This window comes from Dyadobacter sp. 22481, assembly GCF_052044875.1.
GTDB lineage: Bacteria > Bacteroidota > Bacteroidia > Cytophagales > Spirosomataceae > Dyadobacter > Dyadobacter endophyticus.
Genome location: NZ_JBQENV010000002.1, coordinates 1111063 through 1132382, shown reverse-complemented (window position 1 = coordinate 1132382; position 21320 = coordinate 1111063). Strand labels below are relative to the sequence as shown.

The 21320-nt window shown below is 49.0% G+C and carries 21 protein-coding genes; 13 read left to right on the top strand and 8 right to left on the bottom strand.

Features of this window, described 5'->3' with window-relative positions; translation table 11 throughout:
• Positions 1–154: 154 nt before the first annotated feature.
• The 6 genes from ACTJJJ_RS14715 (at position 155) to ACTJJJ_RS14690 (ending at position 5909) form a co-directional block, all read left to right on the top strand.
• A complete protein-coding gene (locus ACTJJJ_RS14715; protein WP_188933906.1) occupies positions 155–817 on the top strand; it encodes an ABC transporter ATP-binding protein in 663 nt (220 codons plus the stop codon).
• Positions 818–837: 20 nt separating this feature from the next.
• The gene (locus tag ACTJJJ_RS14710; protein ID WP_426293120.1) at positions 838–2151 is read left to right on the top strand and encodes a TolC family protein; all 1314 of its coding nucleotides are present in this window, start codon (positions 838–840) and stop codon (positions 2149–2151) included.
• A 160-nt stretch (positions 2152–2311) separates the two neighbouring features.
• The gene (locus tag ACTJJJ_RS14705) at positions 2312–2965 is read left to right on the top strand and encodes a hypothetical protein (protein WP_440702184.1); all 654 of its coding nucleotides are present in this window, start codon (positions 2312–2314) and stop codon (positions 2963–2965) included.
• Positions 2966–2975: 10 nt separating this feature from the next.
• A complete protein-coding gene (locus tag ACTJJJ_RS14700) occupies positions 2976–3659 on the top strand; it encodes an outer membrane beta-barrel protein (protein ID WP_188933911.1) in 684 nt (227 codons plus the stop codon).
• Positions 3660–3742: 83 nt separating this feature from the next.
• Entirely contained in the window at positions 3743–4438 is a 696-nt protein-coding gene (locus tag ACTJJJ_RS14695) for a GDSL-type esterase/lipase family protein (RefSeq protein ID WP_440702183.1), read from the top strand.
• A 127-nt stretch (positions 4439–4565) separates the two neighbouring features.
• Positions 4566–5909 carry an FGGY-family carbohydrate kinase gene (locus ACTJJJ_RS14690; RefSeq protein ID WP_188933913.1) on the top strand — a complete coding sequence of 448 codons (1344 nt, stop codon included), beginning with the start codon at positions 4566–4568 and terminating at the stop codon, positions 5907–5909.
• On the opposite strand, the gene recG is transcribed toward ACTJJJ_RS14690, so the two are convergent.
• Positions 5910–8030 carry an ATP-dependent DNA helicase RecG gene (gene recG / locus ACTJJJ_RS14685; RefSeq protein ID WP_440702182.1) on the bottom strand — a complete coding sequence of 707 codons (2121 nt, stop codon included), beginning with the start codon at positions 8028–8030 and terminating at the stop codon, positions 5910–5912. It lies immediately after the preceding gene.
• 183 nt (positions 8031–8213) lie between these two features.
• Here recG and ACTJJJ_RS14680 point away from each other — a divergent pair, with 183 nt between their 5' ends.
• Positions 8214–8711: a DUF2911 domain-containing protein gene (locus tag ACTJJJ_RS14680; protein ID WP_440702181.1), complete on the top strand. Its 498-nt coding sequence runs from the start codon at positions 8214–8216 to the stop codon at positions 8709–8711.
• Between the two features lie 91 nt (positions 8712–8802).
• Here the strand turns inward: ACTJJJ_RS14680 and ACTJJJ_RS14675 are convergent, their stop codons facing one another.
• The 6 genes from ACTJJJ_RS14675 to ACTJJJ_RS14650 form a co-directional block, all read right to left on the bottom strand.
• Positions 8803–9099 carry a winged helix-turn-helix domain-containing protein gene (locus tag ACTJJJ_RS14675; RefSeq protein ID WP_188933919.1) on the bottom strand — a complete coding sequence of 99 codons (297 nt, stop codon included), beginning with the start codon at positions 9097–9099 and terminating at the stop codon, positions 8803–8805.
• 31 nt (positions 9100–9130) lie between these two features.
• A complete protein-coding gene (locus ACTJJJ_RS14670) occupies positions 9131–10318 on the bottom strand; it encodes a hypothetical protein (RefSeq protein ID WP_440702180.1) in 1188 nt (395 codons plus the stop codon).
• A gap of 54 nt (positions 10319–10372) precedes the next feature.
• A complete protein-coding gene (locus ACTJJJ_RS14665) occupies positions 10373–10747 on the bottom strand; it encodes a diacylglycerol kinase family protein (RefSeq protein ID WP_188933923.1) in 375 nt (124 codons plus the stop codon).
• Positions 10722–11402, bottom strand: coding sequence for a DUF1361 domain-containing protein (locus tag ACTJJJ_RS14660; RefSeq protein WP_188933925.1), 681 nt, complete (start codon positions 11400–11402; stop codon positions 10722–10724). The genes ACTJJJ_RS14665 and ACTJJJ_RS14660 overlap by 26 nt, the downstream gene beginning before the upstream one ends.
• Positions 11403–11514: 112 nt before the next feature.
• Entirely contained in the window at positions 11515–12426 is a 912-nt protein-coding gene (locus ACTJJJ_RS14655; RefSeq protein ID WP_440702179.1) for an SMP-30/gluconolactonase/LRE family protein, read from the bottom strand.
• 21 nt (positions 12427–12447) lie between these two features.
• Positions 12448–13098 (bottom strand): thioredoxin family protein, encoded by a 651-nt coding sequence (locus ACTJJJ_RS14650; RefSeq protein WP_440702178.1) that lies wholly within the window; start codon positions 13096–13098, stop codon positions 12448–12450.
• 349 nt (positions 13099–13447) lie between these two features.
• Between ACTJJJ_RS14650 and rplU the strand changes: the two genes are divergently transcribed.
• The 6 genes from rplU (at position 13448) to ACTJJJ_RS14620 (ending at position 18595) form a co-directional block, all read left to right on the top strand.
• Complete coding sequence (gene rplU / locus ACTJJJ_RS14645; RefSeq protein ID WP_015814326.1) at positions 13448–13759, top strand: 50S ribosomal protein L21; 312 nt, start codon at positions 13448–13450, stop codon at positions 13757–13759.
• Between the two features lie 61 nt (positions 13760–13820).
• Positions 13821–14099: a 50S ribosomal protein L27 gene (gene rpmA, locus ACTJJJ_RS14640; RefSeq protein WP_015814325.1), complete on the top strand. Its 279-nt coding sequence runs from the start codon at positions 13821–13823 to the stop codon at positions 14097–14099.
• A 161-nt stretch (positions 14100–14260) separates the two neighbouring features.
• On the top strand, positions 14261–14857 hold the full coding sequence (locus ACTJJJ_RS14635; RefSeq protein ID WP_188933930.1) for a NifU family protein: 597 nt from the start codon (positions 14261–14263) through the stop codon (positions 14855–14857).
• Between the two features lie 79 nt (positions 14858–14936).
• The gene (locus ACTJJJ_RS14630; RefSeq protein WP_440702177.1) at positions 14937–16049 is read left to right on the top strand and encodes a hypothetical protein; all 1113 of its coding nucleotides are present in this window, start codon (positions 14937–14939) and stop codon (positions 16047–16049) included.
• Positions 16050–16052: 3 nt separating this feature from the next.
• On the top strand, positions 16053–17105 hold the full coding sequence (locus tag ACTJJJ_RS14625; RefSeq protein WP_440702176.1) for a 2Fe-2S iron-sulfur cluster-binding protein: 1053 nt from the start codon (positions 16053–16055) through the stop codon (positions 17103–17105).
• 425 nt (positions 17106–17530) lie between these two features.
• Positions 17531–18595 (top strand): LacI family DNA-binding transcriptional regulator, encoded by a 1065-nt coding sequence (locus ACTJJJ_RS14620; protein WP_188933935.1) that lies wholly within the window; start codon positions 17531–17533, stop codon positions 18593–18595.
• Positions 18596–18670: 75 nt separating this feature from the next.
• On the opposite strand, the gene ACTJJJ_RS14615 is transcribed toward ACTJJJ_RS14620, so the two are convergent.
• Positions 18671–21298 (bottom strand): M1 family aminopeptidase, encoded by a 2628-nt coding sequence (locus ACTJJJ_RS14615; protein ID WP_440702175.1) that lies wholly within the window; start codon positions 21296–21298, stop codon positions 18671–18673.
• Positions 21299–21320: the final 22 nt, after the last annotated feature.

Genomic DNA, 21320 nt, shown 5'->3' with positions numbered 1-21320 from the left:
TTCGCATCAATTCAAAACCATATGAAAATCAACCAATTACTCTTCTGGCAAGGCTTTTTAAAATAGGACTGGCATAAGAGATGCGGATGTAAGCATTTGTTTTTAAAACAGGTTGTCCGTAATTACATACCAAATCTCAAACTCCCAATTTTTTATGATCCAGTTAGAAAAGATATCCAAATATTACCCGGCAGGTTTTGGCAAAACATACGTGTTGCGCCACATTGATTTGAACATTAAAGAAGGGGAGTTTATTTCGATCATGGGTCCCTCGGGCTCGGGTAAATCCACCCTGTTACATATACTTGGCTTGCTCGAAGAACCCTCCGAAGGCGAGTACCTTTTTCTCGACGAACCGGTTCAGAAATTGACCGAAAAGAAACGCACTGAATTGCACCGTCACCACATCGGTTTTGTGTTCCAGGCCTATCACCTGATCGACGAACTGACGGTCTATGAAAACATCGAAACACCGCTTTTGTACAAAGGCACGTCGTCGTCAGAGCGTAAAAGCCGCGTTGCGGAACTGCTCGACCGCTTCAATATGGTAGCGAAAAAGGATCTGTTCCCACACCAGCTTTCGGGCGGCCAGCAGCAGCTTGTAGGCGTTGCCCGGGCGATCGTGCATAACCCGAAAGTGATTTTCGCCGACGAACCGACCGGTAACCTGCATTCGGAGCAGGCGATCGAGATCATGGAATTATTTCAAAAACTTAACCAGGAAGACAAAGTCACCATCGTTCAGGTAACCCACTCGGAGACGAATGCCAGTTACGGCAACCGCATCGTACGGTTGAAGGACGGCTGGTTGGCATAACCTAACTCAATCTATTAGCCATGAAACGTTTTATTTTACTTTTCTGCCTCCTGCCTTTGCTCGGGCAGGCGCAAACCAAACTGGGCCTGGCCGACTGCGTCGACCTGCTGGCAAAAAACAACCTTATTTACCAGCAGGGAACATTACAGGCAGAAGCAGCACAAGCCCAGCTGCGGCAGACAAAGTCACAAATTTTCCCGCAGATCTACATCACCGCAGATCAAAGCCTTAACCTCGGCCGGAGTATCGACCAATACACCAATGCGTATATAGATCAGCTTTACAGCTACAATTCGATCAGCACCGGTTTTCAAATGCCGGTTTTCCAGGGTGGCAAGCTTGCAAACCAAACGCGCCAGGGCACATTGCTCAAAGAATCCGCGATGGAGAACCGCACCGCCGTATTGAATGCACAAACCATTCTTCTCATGCAGGGCTATGTGAATGTGCTCGCTACCAAGGCATTGCTCGAAGCGGCCGACCAGCAGGTCGCATCGTCGCAGCAGCAGGTTGATAAGGTACAAAAGCAGGTCGACGCCGGAACTGCCGGGAACAACTTGCTGGCTGAGATTAAGGCCCAATTTGCAAACGACAAATTCTTACAGGTAACGGCACTCAGCAATTATCGTACAGCGAGGCTTGCATTGTTTCAGCGGATGAATATCACACCCGACGACAATGTAGAATTTGAACCTTTACTACCTAAGGAAAGCATAGCACCCGGCGCCGCCAATGCATCGGAACTCTATGAAAATGCATCCAAATCGTTCCCGGAAATCCGCAGCGCGGAGCTCAACCGGCAAAGTTACAAGTACCTGGTCAAGTCGATCAAAGCACTGAATATCCCGTCGCTGAACCTCAGCACCAATGTGCGGGCGTTCTATGCTTCGACCAACGACAACCTCGACTATTTCAAACAGTTGAATGCGACGCGTAACGGATACGTGAACCTTGGCCTGAATATCCCGATCATGGGCCGCTGGGTAACCCGGCCACGCATCGAGCTAGCCAAAGTACAGGAGCGCCAGGCGCAAAACACGCTGGACATTACCAACCAGCAACTCCGCCAGGCCATCGAGACAGCCGTATTGAACCTGAATGCCATGGCCGATAAACATACGGCGGCCGAAGGACAGGTCGAATCGCTGGGAGCGGCATTCGCGGTGGTCGAAAGCAAGTTCAATGCGGGGGTATCAAGCATCTTTGAATACACCCTTTCCAAAGCCAAACTCGCACAGGCACAAGGCATCGCTATTCAGGCAAAATATGATTACCTGATGCAACAGAGATTATTACAATACTATCGCCAGGGCCATTGGCAAGGGGTATTCTAGGCGGCATATAAAACATTAAAGACTGTTAGGTTAAATTTGGTATCGGTAATTTTTAGAGGCAGCCAGCGCATTGGCTGCCTCTTTTTGTTAAATAAACCTAAATAATTAGGTGGTTACATTATGGTGTGTAAATTAGGTCTCCAAACTAATTTTACCGACCATGAAAAAACTTTTTCTATTGTTACTGCCGGGGATGTTGTTGCTGGCAGGAAGCGCGCGAGCGCAGTTGCAGAAAGGGACTGTCCATTGGGGTACGACAATAACCGCCAATGGGAACAACATGAAAAATGAGGCACCGAATGAATCGGAATCCAAAAGCAGTGTGACCAATATTTATCCATCGCTGCAAACCGGCTGGTTTACGCGGGACAATTTCATGTTCGGTTTGCGGCTTTCGACTTCACATGCCTTTTTCAAGACTTCCTACGATTATCCCGGCTCGAATGGGCGGAACAGTGGTAACTCACTTGCTGTGAACCTGACTCCTTTTATACGGAAATATAAGCCTATCAGCCCTAAATGGGCACTGTATCTGCATTCAGGTGTCAACCTTGCCTACCTGCGTTCCAAAATGCCGATGGAAGGCGGAACTAAGTACGATAATGGCTATTCGGGAGGCGTGTATATCAATCCCGGAGTGGTGTTCTGGGTTACCCCGCGTTTTGCTCTCGAATCGGATTTCAACGTGCTTTCGCTTTCAGCAAACTACGTAAGCTTTCGGGACCAGAATCAGTTCAATTTGAATGCAGGCGTGACGTCGTCAATCTCACAATACTTCGGAATCAGGGCAGCCTGGTATTTACAACCCAAATAAGCTCACCGCTATGAAAAACATTACATTTTTGGTTCTGGCTGTGCTGACCTGCGTATCCGGCGGGGCATTCGCTCAATATGAGGGCAAACGGTTTCTTACCGGTAGCCTTTCGCTCGATTTTAACAATACCAATCCGGATATCTCGAAAGCTACACATAGTTATGGTTACAATGTTTCCACCGGCATTGGCCGGTTCAAATCCAACACACGCGCTAATGTATGGAACCTGAGCACATCGCTTCGCGCCGGAAAGGGCTATCTAACCGACAATAGCGGCGAAACGACCACCATTAGCGGAATAAGCAGCGTGGGATTCGGAGTGGGACATGCCTGGCAGTTTTACAAACACTTTAATGATAAGGTCGGCGTATTCGCAAGTCTTGGACCCGACCTATCCTATCTATATGGGAAGCAACGAGAAAATAATGAAAATTATAGCTGGGACGTCAAAAGCCATGCTTTTTCGCTGTCGCTAGGCGTGTCGGCCGGCGCTTATTACCGCCTGGACGAGCGTTGGTGGCTCACGGCTTCCATCGGATTTGCACAGCCGGTAGCAGTGCAATTTACCCGGCGAAATACGCAGGAACGCGCCACAGGCGCCCGTTCCCACAGCAACCAATTGAATTACGGTTTCAGCCCGTCTATCACGCTTCCCAGTGTAGGGCTTGGCTTGCGCTATTTTTTGAAAGACTAGCGCCGCTTTGAAATAGTTAAATCCAAACACATTAAAACCCCCGTGGATATGGCTTTTAAGGCCATATCCACTTTCTATTTATAATGAAAAAACACTTTCTGATTGTCCTTTTTGCTGCACTCAGCGCTTGCCATAAACCACAAACAACCAACCTCGCCGGACCGTGGGAGCCCGATTACGACGTTACCCGTTCGGAAAATGCCATTAAGGAATTCGAGAAAAAAGACGCGGAACATATGCCGGCGCCCGGTGGGATAGTTTTCACAGGCAGCTCTTCATTTACCAAATGGCCGAATGCAGTGAACGACCTCGCGCCACTTCCCATTATTAACCGCGGTTTCGGAGGTTCTACATTGCCCGAAGTGATCTATTATTCCGATCGTGCGATTTCCAAATACAAGCCAAAGACAATCGTGATCTATTGCGAGAACGACATGTTCGGCAAAAAACCGAAGTCGCCCGAGCAGGTGCGCGACGCGTACGTGACGCTCGTGAAAAAGCTCCGCGACAAGCAACCCGAAGTCCGTATTTACGGTGTGTCGCTAAAACCCTCGCCGTCGCGCTGGGCAAAGCGCGAGGATGTGATCAAGGCTAACAAACTCATTCAGGATTTCATTAGGAAGGACAAGAACCACCACTACATCGACGTGTGGCCCGTGATGCTCAAAAACGGCCGGCCCGACGGCACTATCTTCGTGAGCGACAGCCTGCATATGAATGAGGAAGGTTACAAAAGATGGACAAAAGTGTTCCGCCCGATACTGGAAAAATCAGTCTGAAAGTATCCTGCACTTTGCGGTTTTTTACAAAGATTTTAAAAGAATAGATAAGGGTATTGGTTTTAACGTAAAGTCACTATATTGACCGAAAAAATACATTTCCGGGTAAAAAAGTGATATTCCAGTAATGAAAGTAACAGCCGTTTTTGATATTGGCAGGACCAATAAGAAGTATGTACTTTTCAACGAAAAGTATGATATCGTTCATGAGTTTTCAGAATCCCTCCCAGAAACAGTTGACGAAGACGGCTTCCCTACCGAAGATTGTGAATTGTTGACCAAATGGGTTCAGGACCGCTGGGCGGAACTTCTGGCCAATCCGGAATTCGACATTAAGGCAGTGAATGTAGCTGGCTACGGTGCAAGCCTGGTACACCTGGATGCCGCAAACCGGCCGCTTACCCCGCTGTATTCGTACCTCAAACCGTTCCCGGAAGATCTTTTAAAGGAATTTTACAGCACCTACGGCGACCCCACGCGCATTTCGCTGCAAACCGGCTCACCGGCAATGGGCATGCTCAACTCGGGTATGCAGCTGTACTGGCTCAAACATACCAAACCGGAGATTTACAGCCAGATCGCCACGACTTTACATTTACCGCAATACATCTTGTACCTGCTTACCGGCCGCAAAGTGAGCGATTATACGTCGCTGGGCTGCCATACCGCATTGTGGAGCTTCGAAATGTGGGATTACCACGAATGGGTGAAGCAGGAAGCCATTCATAAGAAATTGGCGCCGGTACTGGCGTCGTCGTCGTTCATTTACCGCCATGGCGACAAGGGTATTCAATCGGGCTTCGGCTTGCACGATAGTTCTTCTGCATTGATACCTTACCGCATGGCCGTTAAAAAGCCGTTCGTACTGCTTTCGACCGGCACCTGGTGCATCAACTTCAACTCATTCGCATCGAAACCGCTGACTTCCTACCAGCTCGAACGCGACTGTATGAATTACCTGACCCCCGAGGGCAGCGGCGTTACCGCGTCACGCCTGTTCATGGGTCGCGAACACGATTACCAGGTGGCACGCATTGCTGAATACTTCCAGGTAGCACCCGATTTTTACAAAAAAGTAGCGCTTGACGACGAGATTCTCAAACAGGATACACCTAAATTTTATACTGCCTGTATGACCGGCAATGGCCCTTTCCCTGAGCCAAATACGCAGGAATGGCAGATCAGCGCTTTTGGTTCGGCAGAAGCCGCATACCATCATTTAATAAAAGGACTGGCCGAGTTGCTATTCGTTTCACTGAATCTGGTGAATGTCAACGATGTGCATGCTATTTATGTAGACGGCGGATTTGCCCGGAACGAAATATTCACTAAGCTCCTGGCCCGGAATTATCCAAACCACAAAGTTTACGTGTCCGATCTGCCGTATGCAACCTCGCTCGGTGCAGCATTGCACGTGACGCGCCCGCAGACTTATGAGTTCGCCAATGAGATCCGTGAAATAAAACCTTGATTAACTGATCCGACTCCAGTTGGTTTCTTCCTTGCGCAGGTTTTCAAGATGGCTGCGGATAGGTTGGTAAACCGGCTGGAGTAGGTCGGGGTCGGCTGTCAGGATCTCCTCCGCGGAGGCACGCGCAGCCTTCAATATCTCCCCGTCCTGGGCCAGGTTGGCTATCAATAAATCCACCAATCCGCTTTGCTGCGTTCCTGAAATGTCGCCCGGGCCGCGCAGTTGCAAATCCACTTCCGCTATTTCGAAACCGTCGTTAGTGCGGCACATGGTGTCGATACGCAGCTTGGTATCCTTGCTGAGCTTGTAATCGGTCATTAGAATACAATACGACTGCTCGGCACCTCGGCCTACCCTTCCGCGCAGCTGGTGCAATTGCGACAGCCCGAAGCGCTCCGCATTCTCGACCACCATCACCGATGCATTCGGGACATTCACACCTACCTCGATCACCGTCGTCGCCACCATGATTTTCGTTTCGCCGCGCACGAAACGGCCCATTTCGAAATCCTTGTCCTGCGAACGCATTTTACCGTGCACAATACTCAGCGGCACGCCGGGGAATGCCCTTGCGACGCTTTCATAACCGTCCATTAAATCCTTCAAATCCATTTTTTCGGACTCTTCGATCAGCGGATACACCATATAAACCTGCCGTCCCTTCGCAATTTCTTCTTTCAAAAAACCGAAAACCGAAAGCCTGTGCTTATCGAAACGGTGCACTGTTTTAATAGGCTTGCGGCCGGCGGGCAGCTCATTAATAGCCGAAATATCGAGATCGCCGTACAGCGTCATCGCGAGCGTGCGCGGGATGGGTGTGGCCGTCATCACGAGCATATGCGGGTTAATGTGCTTGTTTTTAGCCCAAAGCTTGGCACGTTGCGCTACGCCGAACCGATGCTGCTCATCGATAATGCAAAGGCCGAGGTTTTTGAACTGCACCGCATCCTCGATCAGCGCATGGGTACCGACAATGATATGCAATGTGCCATTCAGCAGCTCACGGTGAATAACGTCCCGCTCCTTCTTTTTGGTAGAACCTGTGAGCTTCGCAATAGTAATCCCGAGCAGGTCCGCAAACTTTTTGAGGCCCTGGTAATGCTGGTCGGTCAGGATTTCTGTCGGCGCCATCAGACAGGCCTGGGCGTCGTTATCCAATGCAAAAAGCATCGTAATGAATGCCACGATCGTCTTTCCTGAGCCTACATCGCCTTGCAGGAGGCGGTTCATTTGCTTTCCGGTTTTCAGGTCTTCGTGGATCTCGTGCAACACACGTATCTGTGCGCCTGTGAGTTTGAAAGGCAAATGCTGCTCGTAAAACTCCTTTACCAGCAAAGTCTTATCAAATATCAGCCCCGGATATTCAGTCTTATGCAGCAGCTTGTTTTTGATCAGCCGGAACTGGTTGTAGAACAGCTCCTCGAATTTCAGGCGTCGCTGAGCCTGGTGCAATGTCCTCGCATCCTGCGGCAAGTGGAAATGCCAGAGCGCCTGTGCCTTGGAAATCAGCCGATATTTTTGGGTGAGCGGCTCGGGCAATGTCTCGCGAATGTGCGTGTGCGAGATTTCCAGCAGACTCCGCACCATCTTGCTGATCGCCTTGCTGTCCAGAAACTTCTTGCGCAGCTTTTCAGTAAGCGGATAAATCGGCTGCCAATAGCCTGCCGTCGCGTTTTCCTGCGTCAGCACCTCTATTTCCGGGTGGGTAATGCTCCATTTTCCGCCGAAAAGCACGGGGTTTCCGTAAACGATATATTCCCCACCGCGTTTCAGCCACTTCTCATACCAGGAAATGCTCTGGAACCACACAAGCTCCAAATAGCCCGTTCCATCCTGAAACTGGCCAACGAGCCTTTTCTTATTACCTTCTCCTATCAACACAAAATCGCGCAAACGTCCTTTTACCTGCGCGGCGGTCATCTGTTCGTTCAGCTCACTTAGCTTGTGGAAAACACTGCGGTCCTCGTGCCGGAAAGGATAATGCTGGATAAGATCGCCAAATGTGAAAATATTTAGCTCCTGATTGAGCAAGGCGGCTTTTTGCGGCCCCACGCCTTTCAGGAATTCGATCTTGGTGTCGAAAAAACGGGTTCTAACGGATGGGTTTGTTTCAGAAGTCATTATTCAAATATAAACTGAAATACCCGAAAACACGGTTTTAACGGCTCAAATGTTAATCTCTGTTAACGGAGTAGCTAATCCGCCAAATTTGGCTACAACCCGCTTGATTCGCAACTTGCGAATGCTTTACTTGCTGCCTTGTATTTCAAAAACCACCAATCAATTACAAAATCTACACGCCTTATGAAAACCACATTGTTATCGCTTTTCCTGACCCTGATCGCATTCACCTGGGCATCCGCGCAAAGCCCGCACGTAACCGCCGACGGCAAGAATTTAAGCGTCAGATACGGCCAACCTTCTAAAAAAGGCCGTGTATTGTTTGGCAAAGCTGGAAGCGGCAGTCTCGAACCATACGGCAAACCATGGCGTATCGGTGCTGACAGCGCTACCACGATTACTTTCAAAAAAGACGCTACATTCGGCGGAAAGGCGATCAAAGCAGGCACTTATACCCTCTTCGCCACTCCTAACGAGAAAGAATGGACTATTATCCTGAACAGTCAGCTTGGCCAATGGGGTGCGTACAAATATGACGAGTACAAAAGCAAAGACGTAGCGCACATCACTGTTCCCAACAAGAATTACCCGGCTTCCCAGGAAAAACTGACCTTCATCGTGAAGGATAATTCTTTGGATTTCCAATGGGATAAGGTTGGATTCTCAGTACCTGTGAAGTAATAAAAGTTAGTCCACGATAAAAGAAACAGGGTGCTTCCAAAAAGTAGCACCCTGTTTCTTTTTCCTTCCTCCCTATTCCCTTTCCTCCCTATCACAAATTCTGCCTGATCATATTCTCCAACACCTGTAAATGTTCCGCAAATGCCTTATGCCCGCCGTCGGTAGCCTTGTAGGTCGTAAGCGGCTTTCGGCCGTTGAACTGCTTCTGAAATTCAATGTATTTGATTTCTTCCAAAGCTTTCAAATGCGAGGCGAGGTTGCCGTCGGTGAGCTGTAAAAGCTCTTTCAGTTCATTAAAACTGAGAGAATCGTTTACCACGAGCACGGACATAAGTCCAAGCCTGATCTTGCTTTCGAATACCTTATTAAACTTTTCTAACCACTCCATTACAGGTTCCCTGTGACGCGGACGTCGAGTTTTATTGATTGGCTTCCAGAAACAGCATAGCATCGCGGTTGCGGAGCCACACAGCCTGGTCGCGTTGATTATTGGCGGCCATCGTAAATCCCGAGCCCACAAGGCCTGTTCCTACCGACACCCAGAAAAAGGTTTTCAGATTGTCGCGATTGCCGGTGAGCAACGAGATGATCGAGCCCGTGGAGCCAGCCAGCGATATGACCAGGCCAATGCTGCGCGTTCTTCTGGATTTCAGGTAAAGGCCGAGGCCTTCCGGCGAAACCATAAATTCGTTCCTTAATGCCTTCTGCCCACTATAAACGACATTATTTTTGACAAAACTATTCCCATTTCTCCAATAAATGGTTTCCTTATCGTACCATTTTCTCGCTTTTGAGGCAGTACTGTCCGACGCCACCTGCCCTTGCGCCGAACAAACCGAGCCCGTGACAACCAAAAGCAGTACCACTACAAAGCCCGATTTTCCGCCGATGCGACGGTCGCCGCTGCGACGGTCGCCGGTACGATGGTCGCCTGGAACCTCACCGTCTGGCAGCTCGCCGCCTGGCAGCTTCTCTCTTTCGTAGCGATTGTACATGGTGAGGCCGTAAACGATATGCAAAAGACCGAAGCCTATCCCCCAAAATATCAACGAATACCCCGTCAGGAACAGCGCAATGCAGCCGATACCGATTTCAGAAATACCCATATAAAACACTTCCGGGTAGGTAAAGCGGCTTGCATTCACCAGCGCCAGGCCGTAAAACAGCAGCGTCACAGGAAAAACCAGCCAAACGAAGCCGTAATGCAGCATCGCGAGACAAAATATACCGCCGGTCATCAAGGGGATCAGCATCGCGACCAGCAGGCGCTTCGAGCTGCCATTCCATACAGTCAGGCCTTTTTTCCGGCCTCTGCGGACTGTAAGGATAATGCAAACCGCCAGCGAGAACACCAGCACACAAACGCCGTCGACGAGCAGGAACCCGATCACATCGGCACGTGAATGCCCTTTATAAGTTCCGAGCGGGATCAGGATCTCGGCCAGCCAGTCCGTTTTGAAGCGAATGTATGCGACACCGGCTCCGATGAGCGCGAAAATACCCGCAAAAACTCCGCTCAAGCCGCTAAGAGATAAGAACTTGGACGACCGCTCCATCAGGTTGCGGATTTCGTTCAAGGTGTGCAAAGAATCCTGATTCGGGTTCATAAGCGTATAAATGTAATGTCAGTCAGTATTTGTCAGAAATAGTCACTTGCGATACTAAAAGAGCAGCAGGATTTTTGGGATAAATACAATTCCTCCCACTATGACCGCCGAAATGGCCAGCAGCAACACGCCGGCGGCTGCAGTATCTTTCACTACTTTAATCACCGGATGATAATCGGCCGAAACGAGGTCGGCCAGCTTTTCAATAGCGGTATTAAATGCCTCCGCTGCCCACACCAGCGCAATCTGGATCACTATAATGCACCATTCGGTAGCCGAGATATGGAAAAATATGCCTGCTATGGCGACTACCACGCAGGCTATCAGGTGAATACGCGCATTGTTTTCGTAACGGAACAGGCTGTAAATACCCGCACCTGCATAACGGAAGCTTCGGACGGCTTTAAGAATATCGATGGGTCCGTTCATGTTGTTTCAATTCGGCAAAAATATGGAACGCAAAGTACAACAACATGAGCACGAACGAAAACGTAATAGTGTGTTTGATCGCCAGCGGGTCCCTCATGCTGTGGTAGATGCCCTTCGCGAGTGCGCCCGGCTGCGTGACGATGTCCCAGCTGTTCCAGCGGCCGTAACGCCCCAGGAAGATCCCGAAACCGCTCAGTACCATCGAATTCAGGATCGCAAACCATGCCAGGCGTTCATTCCAGCGATGAGCAATAATGCGGTGGACAATGCGGATGCTGTAAAGGCCGGTCATGAAACCTGCCAGGGAGAATGTGAATATCATCAATGCGTCGTACCAGATCATGTTTTCCGGTACAAAACGAAGGTGCTTCAAATCCGTGATGATGTAGGGGGCGTTGGGGAAAAACAGCAGCCAAACCGCTAAATAGATCATCAAAAGACCGAACGGCACCTGCCGGCGCTTTTCCGTTTCCCAAACCCATTTAATGAATAGCAGCGGTACCCACGCAAGGAACAGGTTCCAGGCCAGAAAAATGAAATTCCAGCTTTCCAGGACAATCCTGACAGATAATAGCGCCATCGCCGCGACAGAAACAAATGCAAGGAGTGCCACTTTCAAATTGCTCTCCAGATAGTTGACCAGGTTTCTCAGCATTGTTTAAGTTTGTTTTAAAGTACTTTGAAATACAAAGTTAATATAAAACAACTCAGAACTCCAACAACACCGGCTGGATTTAAATTAAAGAAAGGTTACTTTTAATGGAAGATCACTTTTTATTATTGGCTGTGAATGCTTTCATCATTGCCCATTCCCTGCCGACAGTTTTGGCCTTGAAAGTCTCCAGACAACCCCGATCCTGCAACGTGATGTAGCATGTTTTGCCATTCTTACCTCCGAAACAGATATTCGATACTTTCTTTCCGATTGTGTGAATGGTATGGATCACTTTTCCTTCGGGCGAAAGCACGGCTACCTCGCCTTTGCCGTGACGTGCAATGTAGAGATTACCATCCACATCGCAGCGCATGCCATCCATGCCGCCGTCCTCAAAATGATGCAGTAATTTTTTATTGGACAATGTGCCGTCCGGCGCCAAGTCGAACGCCCATACATTTCGCTGAACACTTTCGTTAACGTACAATTTCTTTTCGTCGGGGCTTATGTCGATGCCGTTGGTGGTTCCCATATTTCCAAAAGCCAGGCTCACTTTTCCTTCGGGCGTAATGTGCCAGATTTGTCCGGTACCCTCTTTCCAGTTAGGATCAGAGGCAAAAATATGGCCGGAGGCAGTTACCGCCAGATCGTTCGGTTGGTTCATTTTCGGCTCGTTGGCAAAAACGGAAACATCTTTGGTGATCATATCCACTTTCAGGATATTATGGCCTGTGAAATCGGCCACGTAAAATGTATTTTTGTTTACAAACCGGATACCATTGCCCGTGCTGCCTTTGGGCAAAGTCACGAAAAAACTCGCATTGCCCTTTTTGCTGATCTGGGCGATCGTACCGTCCCGCGCGAAGTTGACGGCGTAGACATTCCCGTCTTCGTCTACGGCAGGGCCTTCGCAGTTGCTCGTGAACTCTCCCTCATTGGAGAATTTTTTGCTTTTAGTCTGCGCCCGGGCGGTTACCGGCAATAAGAATGCAACGGCGAGGAGGAATGTTAAAATTCTGGTCATAGGGTAATGTCTCTTCAAAAATCACTGGTTTTTCCACTTGATGGCGCAGCCCACCGGTTTGGTGATGGTAGTTACCACAGGTTTTCCCCCGGCAAGATTGGTAACCGCCTCGTCGACGTACAATTTAGTCACACCGGAGGCGTCCTGCGGGTTATCGTCGATCATACCCATGTACCGAACCACGAATTGTGTGCCACTTTTTTGCAACACAAATACCTGCGGTGTACGACCGGCCCCGAATTTCCGTGCTAACTGCTGCGTATCGTCTACAAGATAAGGATAACCATAATGCTTGGCAGTAGAACGCTCCTTCATTTTTTCGAAAGTATCGTCCTGATGCGTCCCGGGGTCACTCGGGTTGATTGCTATCACCGGGTACCCCTGGCCGGCAAACTTGCCGTTCAGTGCAATAATCCGGTCTTCATAAGCTTTTGCAAACGGACAATGGTTACTGGTAAAAACCACGATTACGCCCTTCGAACTGGCGAAATCGGAGAGAGAGACCATATTTCCATCGGTGTTTTTCAAACGGAAGGCCGATACGGCATCGCCTACCTGGTATCCCCCCTGCCCCTGAGTGCTGCCTCCATCCCCTGTTCGTGCATAACCGGAGCGCCCGAACAATGTGAGGAACAGGACCACCAAAACCCACCAACTAACTTTTATTTTCATGTTTTCTAAATCTAATATCTCTTAGACCTGAATATCAGGCAAAAGTAAAAGCGCTGCTTGTTAAACTTTGTTAAGGCATTCCATTACGCGCAATGTCTAAACGCGGGAGTTCCCCCGAACCATATAAAGGCAGCTTTTTGCCTATTTTTAACTACTTCGGACACATATAGTTCCTATGCTGTCTGCCCCTGTCCATGACAACCAAGTACCGTATAACCCTTAATGCGGTCATGGGAAGTTGCGAGATATTAAAAAAAGAGGAATATTCCGCCTAATGCATTGTGATTCTGCCACTCTCTTTTTATCTTTGCACCTCAAAATTTGAATCCAGTTTAATATAATTACTAAGATGTACGCAATCGTAGAAATCGCAGGTCAGCAATTTAAAGTTGAAAAGGGTCGCGAAATCTTCACGCATAGGCTTGAAGGTGACGTGAACGCTGCACTTGTATTTGACAAAGTCCTTCTCGTTGATAACGGAGGCACAGTACAGGTAGGTCTTCCGACAGTAGCAGGTGCTTCTGTAAAAGCAACTGTTCTTGAACACCTCAAAGGTGAGAAAGTGATCGTTTTCAAAAAGAAACGTCGTAAAGGATACCGTGTGAAAAACGGTCACCGGCAGTATCTGACCAAAATCAGCATCGACGAAATCGTTGCATAATTCACCTGGCGGAAGCCGGAATCAGTTCAAACAGGAAATTACAATTTAAGTATAAGATATCATGGCACATAAGAAAGGTGTAGGTAGCTCGAAAAACGGACGTGAATCGGAAAGCAAGCGTCTTGGCGTAAAACTATTCGGTGGCCAGTTGGCAAAAGCAGGTAACATCCTGGTTCGTCAGCGTGGAACCAAGCACAACCCAGGTAAAAACGTTGGTATCGGCCGCGACCACACATTGTTCGCATTGGTTGATGGTAACGTAGTGTTCCGTAAGACCCGTGAAAACAGATCTTACGTTCACATCGAACCGATCGCGGTTGAAGCTGCTGCGGAAGCGTAATCCAACGCAACGACAGCACTTCCCAAAGAAGTAAAGGAACCCGTCAGACACCAGTTTGACGGGTTTTTTATTGGTTAATGCGGCGGCCACCAAACCAAAAGGCCGCGTTCGGTGTTCTCTAATCCGGAAAGTTGTTTTACCCTATCATCATCGACCATCCAATGTTGTCACGACCTATTTTTGTATATACCGAATTGAGCCCCAACCCCAACTCGATGAAGTTCGTCCTGAATTTCGAGCTGGTACCCGACGGGCTTTCTTTTGATTACCCTTCACTGGAAGCAGCGCTGGAAGAAGGCAAGTCATCGCCACTGGCCGCCGACCTGTTCCAGTTCCCGCACGTGAAGCGTGTATTCATAGCTAGCAACTTCATTACCATCACGAAAGGCGACGATATCGCATGGGAAGAGGTTCTGCGCGATACAAAGCAGTTCATCAAGATCTATTTTGAAGAAAATCACCCGGTATTCGAGCAAAAGACAATCGATAGCAATACGCTGATCGTCGATTCGAGGGACTCAGATACCGTACAAAAGATTAAGGCTGCATTGGATCAATATGTACGCCCTGCGGTTGAATCGGACGGTGGTGCGATCAACTTCCATTCGTTTGATGAAGGTTCGGGCGTAGTGAAAGTGCTTTTGCAAGGCTCTTGCAGCGGCTGTCCGTCGTCGACCCTCACATTGAAGGCTGGTATCGAAAACCTGCTCACCCGCATGGTACCCGATGTGAAAGAAGTGGTTGCAGAAGGCGTTTGATGCCTGAAAGATATGTATGGAAACCCTGTCGGTTCGCGGCAGGGTTTCTTTTTTTGAGGCGTTTTGTTAGTTTCGGCGCATGAAGCCACCGCTGGAATTATTTATCGACCGCATTGAGGCGTTACAATCGACCGGTAATGCGCTTTTTCCCAAAGGTTTGTTTCCGGCACAACGGTCCAATTCCTTGCTCGGCTACCGGCGGCCCGACACGACGATGTTCTTTTCCGCCATCACCGCATTCACGCTTCAATCTATCCGTAAATATTGCAGCACTGAAAGCCAATCGCAGATCGACTCGATCCGCCGTCAGGTAACTGCCAATTACCCCGACTTTCAAAATAAGGATGGTTTAAAAACCTACAATTTCTGGAAAACAAAACCCTCTCGCCACTTCCCGAATGGCCGCTGGTTTCACCGCTTCGAGCATTTCCGCATTCCCGACGACATCGACGATACCGCATTTGCCTATCTCACCACCGATCCTTCGCAAGAGGAATTGTTTTGGTTAAAACAAAAACTGACACTCCACGCCAATGGTACCAAACTCTGGATCAGGAATACCTATCCTGAATACCAGCAGCTGCGGGCCTATTCCACGTGGTTTGGCAAGAATATGTATGTAGAGTTCGATGTGAGCGTGCTGAGTAATATGCTGTATTGCATTTTACATTACAACCTACCTCTGAATGTGCATGATGAGGCCAGTTTTGAATATATACGCTCGGTAATCAAAACGCGCCGGTATATCGATGCCCCTTTTCGTTGCGCACATCAGTACCCGCGCACGCCTCTGATTATTTACCACGTTTCAAGGCTTATTGCGGCCTTCGATCCGTCTGCGTTGCAATCGGTCAAAGCGCAACTGATCAGCGATACCGAAAACCTTTTGAAAAATACCCGCAGCCGCATGGACCGGGTTTTGCTAGCGACGTCACTGATGCGATTCGGAAAGCAAACGGAACGTATTCCGGTTGAAACATTTTCGGCAAAAGATTTTAAAGGCTTTTACTTTTTTATAGCCGGGCTGCTTACGGCTTACGAAAATCCGGTACTTTACAAGCTCTCGGTTAACCCGCTCGTACACATGCACTGGAGGTGCGAGGCGCATTGCTGGACGCTTCTGGCCGAATATGAAGCACTTTGGAACCAGCAACAGCCAAATGGCGCTTTACCATTATCCAATCCCAGTTAGGCAATGGCAGACCATACGATATTATTAAAACTCCGCGAAATCATCCGCGAAACCGACGACGCTAAAACCTTCATTTTCGAAACAATCGATGGCAGCGCACTAAACTACAAAGCCGGCCAGTTCCTTACCTTCCTCATCGATATACACGGGCACGAAGTACGCCGCTCCTATTCCATGAGTTCAGCTCCGGATGTGGATGCACTCCCTGCTATAACGGTCAAAAGAGTGCCTAATGGAGAGATTTCGCGGTTCTGGATCGATCTTGTGAAAACGGGCGACACATTCAACGTACTGGCACCTTCGGGCAGGTTTGTGTTGGAAAAAGAAGATGCAGGTGCCCGCGACATCGTGCTCATAGGCGCAGGCAGCGGCATTACCCCGCTATTTTCACTATTAAAACAAACCCTCACACAGGAAACCGAAAGCCAGGTAACGCTCATTTACGCCAGCCGGAACATCCGCAACACGCTTTTTTGGAACGACATTATCCAATGGCAGGCGCGATTTCCCGATCGGCTGCGCGTGATCCACATTCACAGCCAACCTACCGAAGACTGGGCGGGCATTCAGGGGCGCATCAACAACACACGGCTCGAACAGTTGGTAAACCAATCCATCCGTTTCAAACGCGAAGACGCTCGCTTCTTCATTTGCGGGCCGTTCGAACTTATGCGTTCGGCGGGCATTACCCTCCATTTCATGGGCTTCCGGAGCGAACAGATCCGCAAGGAGAACTTTGTAATTCCCACCCCGCCTCCACCGCCGCCCGTTTCGTACCCCCATCGCATTACGCTCGATTTCCGCAGCTCGACATACAACCTTCTCGTGCCGGCACATTCGACCGTGCTGGATGCTGCGCTGGCCGAAGGAATACAGCTCCCGTACAGCTGCAAGGGCGGGCGCTGCGCCTCGTGCGCGGCGGTGTGTACGAGCGGGAAGGTGCATATGAGTGTAAACGAGGTTCTGACTGACCGAGACCTGGCCGAAGGCTGGATACTCACCTGCTCGTCGTACGTCGACAACGATGACGTATCGATCGAATTCAGACAGGCGTAAAAAACAAAGAAGCGTACAGACGATGCCGTACGCTTCATTTAGGTTTAGGATTAGAGGAATTTCAATGATTGAATTCCTGAAACGGTTAAAGGTTAGGAATATTAAAGAATAAAATTTTCTTTCTTATCTTATTTACAAAATTAGTTGCCAAATTGGTTTTTCCTAACAATATTTAAAAAAAGTGTTCGAGCACGCATTTGGAAAGACTCACCGGGTTCGTACACGATAGTTACCGCAAATAGTAGTTTTTAGTCAGGTAAAACTAAGGAGCAGCATTTAGAATCTCAAATTCATCCTAAAAAAAATTTGAAAAATTTTGTTCAGTATGGTTGTCTTCCACTAGAAACACACTATTTGGCCCATCTTCATAATTACTTGTTAGATTTGCTGAATGGAAGTAAAAAATCCCTGAATAATAGTCGAGTGTGAAAAAGAAAATTGTCAGAATCAAAGATATAGCGGAAAAGGCACAGACCTCCAAAGGCACAGTGGACCGCGTTTTACACAATCGCGGCCGAGTTGCTGACGATGTACGTGAGCGAATCCTGGCCATCATTAAAGAGTTAAACTACGAGCCGAACCTGATTGCCCAATCTCTCAAATCGCAGCGGGCTTTCAACCTCGCAGCCCTCATCCCCGACCCCAATCTCGATTCCTACTGGGAAGCACCACACAACGGTCTTGAAAAGGCAGAAAAAGAGCTCCGGCAATACGGCGTTCACATTACCAAGTTCATATTCAATTCGCATTCCGACACTTCATTTATCGCTAAGGCCAAGGAAGTAGGACGCGAACATCCCGACGGCCTGCTTATTGCACCGATATTCTACAAGGAGGCATTGCCGTTTTTCAAAGAGTGGGCCGACATGGGCATTCCCTACGTGCTTTTCAACACGCAGATCGAACACGTACACCCATTGTGCTACATTGGGCAGGATTCATACCGAAGTGGGTCGCTGGCAGCAAAAATTCTGCGTTTTGGCCTGCACTCCCCTGCTACGGTGCTGGTGGCGCATGTCAATGAGGACATTTCCAACTCGGCGCATTTGATCACCAAGGAAGAAGGTTTCCGCGATTATTTCAAAGGGGAGAAGCTCGACGGCACATTCAAGGTGATCAGCAAGGAAATCAACTTTCCGGAAGAAGAGGGTCCCGATAAGCAACTCGACGAGATACGTAAGCAATATCCTGATCTGGGAGCGGTATACGTTACCAACTCAAAGGCATTCGAAGTAGCCGCTTATCTCGAAAAAAATGCATTGAATGACATCAAACTGGTCGGTTATGACCTGATCGGCCCCAACCAGCAATACCTCAACAAAGGCATCATCGATTTCCTGATCAACCAGAATCCGCTCGGACAAGGTTACTGGGGCATTCACCAGCTGGCGAACTATCTAATTTTCAAAAAGGAAATCCCCGCGATCAAATTCCTGCCGCTCGATATCATTACCAGGGAAAATCTCGACTATTATCTCGATCCCCAGTGACACGGTACTGAAACGTCAGGTGTGGTGAGGAGGAAAAAAGTCATTTGCTGCCCCCCTTTCCGAAGTGTGGTATTGTTACAAATCGCCAAACTGACTATACATTTCTTTCAGTTTCGGTTCGGTTTCCTTGGCGCGGATGTCTTTCCGGAGTGCTGTCACACCTTGAATGTCGGTAAGAAGGCCCAGCGCCTGGAATGCGCCGAAACGGACGAAATACGAAGAATTGTCGCGTGCGAGGCCTTCCAGGACCGGAATACTTTTACGCTGAATGTCCTGCTTCGATTTGATCAGATATTTGCCGAAAACTTGCAGGAAGTTATATTTTTCGCTCGGCTTCATAGCCTTCATTTTGGTAAGGAACCAGTCGAACCGCTCGGGTTGGGCAAGGCCTGCGTAATAGTTACCTACCGCGGTGATAATAGCGTCGTTAGGGGAATTTTCAAACTGCGCGGCTATTTCCGCCGCGTCATTCGGCTGGCTCATGAGGTATTTCTCAATGGCCACCGACGCTACCAGATATGAACTGTCGCTCAATGCAGCCTTGAAAATCGGGTCGCTGTTGTTGTCGCCAAAAGATGCCAGAGTAATGATCGCCTCGGAGCGTACCTGCGGATGCGGGTCGGTCTGCGCGCGGTTCTGAATTACTTTTTCGATATCTGCAAAGCCTTCTCCCGCATATTCTGCGAAGTTACTGATCGCCATCTGGCGTAGTTTCCAGAATGGGTCGTCCATTGCCTTCACCAGGATTTTCCGGGCCGTGGTATCGGCCAATGCGCCTTCCAGTGAGGCCAATGCTTCGTATTTATGTAGAAAACGGTCGGAATGAACATATTGAAACTCCATTTCCGGCCTGTTCTTGTCATGCTCGACAACAGCCAGCAGGTTTGCATCAGCGTCGAATATCACGAGATCCGGCTTTTTCGCCGCGGGGAATTCAAGCGTCTGGTTTACTTTGTCAACTACCACGTCATAGCGACTCTTTTTACCCGAAACCCAAACATCCACTTTCACCGGCAAGCGATAAACAGTCGTCGCCGTCGTATCCTGTGTTTGCTTTACTTTTAAAACAACCTTCGCCTGCGCAGGCACAAATTGCTGATCGATCTTCAACACAGGATGCCCCGGCTTATGAAACCATTGATCGAAGAACCAGTTCAGGTCCTGGCCGGTAATCTTTTCAAACGACATGCGCAGGTCGTCGATTTCGGCAGTACCAAATGCGTGGGATTTGAGATATTGCTGCAATGCGGCAAAAAAGGCATCATCGCCCACCAGGGCTCGCAGCATATGCAGAATGCGGCCTCCTTTTGCATAGGAATGTGCATCGAACATATTCTCGCGGTCTTTATAGAAATAGCGGATCATCGGCACCTGCTTGGTCTCCGATTCGGCCAGGTATTCTTTGGTTTCCTGCAAATTACCCCAGTCGGCTTCGAAGCGGCCATCGTTATATTCGCTCCAAAGGTATTCTGCATAGTTGGCAAACGACTCGTTCAAAGGCAATTGGCCCCATTCTTCGGCAGTCACATAATCGCCGAACCAGTGATGGGCGAGCTCGTGCGCAATCACGGCGTCGGAGTTACCATCCACCAACGAGCGGGCGTCGTTTTGTACGCCTTCTTCATGAACCGTCGCGGTAGTATTTTCCATCGCACCAGCCACAAAATCCCGCACGGCAATTTGCGCATATTTCTCCCACGGATATTCAATGCCGAAGATATTGGTGAAGAAACCCATCATTTCCGGCGTGCGCCCGAAGATCGCATGGGCGTCCGCACCGTATTTCGGCTCTACATAATAGCTCAGTTCGAGGCCATTCGGCATCATATCCTTAGCCACCGCAAAATCGCCCACGGCTATCATGGCGAGATAAGGCGCGTGCGGCCTGGTCTGCTTCCAATGGTCGGTGCGTGTGCCCTTTTTACCTTCCAGTTGCTCCACGAGCAAGCCGTTCGAAAGGGTTTTATAAGTGCTGTCAACGGTAATGTAAATGTCCTGGGTAAACTTCTGGTTCGGCGCGTCGATCGTCGGGAACCAGCAGGAACTGCCCTCCGTCTCTCCTTGCGTCCAGACCTGCCGCGGTTTGCCTTCGTCGAGGCCATCGGCATTGATAAAATAAAGACCTTTGTCGGAAGCGCTGTCGTCTTCCCTGCCTCTCGGCACGTCGTTAGGCTTGGCGATGTACTCGATTTTGACAAAAAGCGTGTCTTTGCGGGTATATTCCTGACCTAATTTAATGATCAGTTTACGTTTGTCGTAGGTGAATTCAAGCTTCTTTTTAACTTTTCCTGTAATCTCCTCATTGGTTAGGTCGCCATATTCGGCGGTCGTATCCAGCATTGAAATGCCCTTTATCTCAAACCCTTTTGCATCGAGTTCGAGGGTATTCTGCGGATAAAAATGGGGTTTGAACTTTAATATCGCGGAGGCAGGCACTTGCTGCTTCACCCAATCCAACTGCACATCAAGCCGGGTATATAATATGTCGTTCTTGCGGGTCCTTTCGGGGCGGTAAGGCCCCTGCTTGGTTACCGTACCGGGATTTCTTCTGTAAAGTGTGTCAGCATCCACCCCAGCCATGGCCGGAGCGCTGAATGAAAGAGAAAGTATGCCAAAAAATGTAAAGATCAATCGGTTCAAAGAAGGCCTTTTAAGATCACCGGTCATATCCGCTTTCTGATTGATTGCTAGGAAGTAAGTCAATGTTGAATAAGTTAATAAACGA

Coding starts and splice junctions, on each gene's coding strand:
- ACTJJJ_RS14715 (WP_188933906.1), top strand. CDS start 155: ATGATCCAGTTAGAAAAGATATCCAAATATTACCCGGCAGGTTTTGGC.
- ACTJJJ_RS14710 (WP_426293120.1), top strand. CDS start 838: ATGAAACGTTTTATTTTACTTTTCTGCCTCCTGCCTTTGCTCGGGCAG.
- ACTJJJ_RS14705 (WP_440702184.1), top strand. CDS start 2,312: ATGAAAAAACTTTTTCTATTGTTACTGCCGGGGATGTTGTTGCTGGCA.
- ACTJJJ_RS14700 (WP_188933911.1), top strand. CDS start 2,976: ATGAAAAACATTACATTTTTGGTTCTGGCTGTGCTGACCTGCGTATCC.
- ACTJJJ_RS14695 (WP_440702183.1), top strand. CDS start 3,743: ATGAAAAAACACTTTCTGATTGTCCTTTTTGCTGCACTCAGCGCTTGC.
- ACTJJJ_RS14690 (WP_188933913.1), top strand. CDS start 4,566: ATGAAAGTAACAGCCGTTTTTGATATTGGCAGGACCAATAAGAAGTAT.
- recG (WP_440702182.1), bottom strand. CDS start 8,030: ATGACTTCTGAAACAAACCCATCCGTTAGAACCCGTTTTTTCGACACC.
- ACTJJJ_RS14680 (WP_440702181.1), top strand. CDS start 8,214: ATGAAAACCACATTGTTATCGCTTTTCCTGACCCTGATCGCATTCACC.
- ACTJJJ_RS14675 (WP_188933919.1), bottom strand. CDS start 9,099: ATGGAGTGGTTAGAAAAGTTTAATAAGGTATTCGAAAGCAAGATCAGG.
- ACTJJJ_RS14670 (WP_440702180.1), bottom strand. CDS start 10,318: ATGAACCCGAATCAGGATTCTTTGCACACCTTGAACGAAATCCGCAAC.
- ACTJJJ_RS14665 (WP_188933923.1), bottom strand. CDS start 10,747: ATGAACGGACCCATCGATATTCTTAAAGCCGTCCGAAGCTTCCGTTAT.
- ACTJJJ_RS14660 (WP_188933925.1), bottom strand. CDS start 11,402: ATGCTGAGAAACCTGGTCAACTATCTGGAGAGCAATTTGAAAGTGGCA.
- ACTJJJ_RS14655 (WP_440702179.1), bottom strand. CDS start 12,426: ATGACCAGAATTTTAACATTCCTCCTCGCCGTTGCATTCTTATTGCCG.
- ACTJJJ_RS14650 (WP_440702178.1), bottom strand. CDS start 13,098: ATGAAAATAAAAGTTAGTTGGTGGGTTTTGGTGGTCCTGTTCCTCACA.
- rplU (WP_015814326.1), top strand. CDS start 13,448: ATGTACGCAATCGTAGAAATCGCAGGTCAGCAATTTAAAGTTGAAAAG.
- rpmA (WP_015814325.1), top strand. CDS start 13,821: ATGGCACATAAGAAAGGTGTAGGTAGCTCGAAAAACGGACGTGAATCG.
- ACTJJJ_RS14635 (WP_188933930.1), top strand. CDS start 14,261: ATGTTGTCACGACCTATTTTTGTATATACCGAATTGAGCCCCAACCCC.
- ACTJJJ_RS14630 (WP_440702177.1), top strand. CDS start 14,937: ATGAAGCCACCGCTGGAATTATTTATCGACCGCATTGAGGCGTTACAA.
- ACTJJJ_RS14625 (WP_440702176.1), top strand. CDS start 16,053: ATGGCAGACCATACGATATTATTAAAACTCCGCGAAATCATCCGCGAA.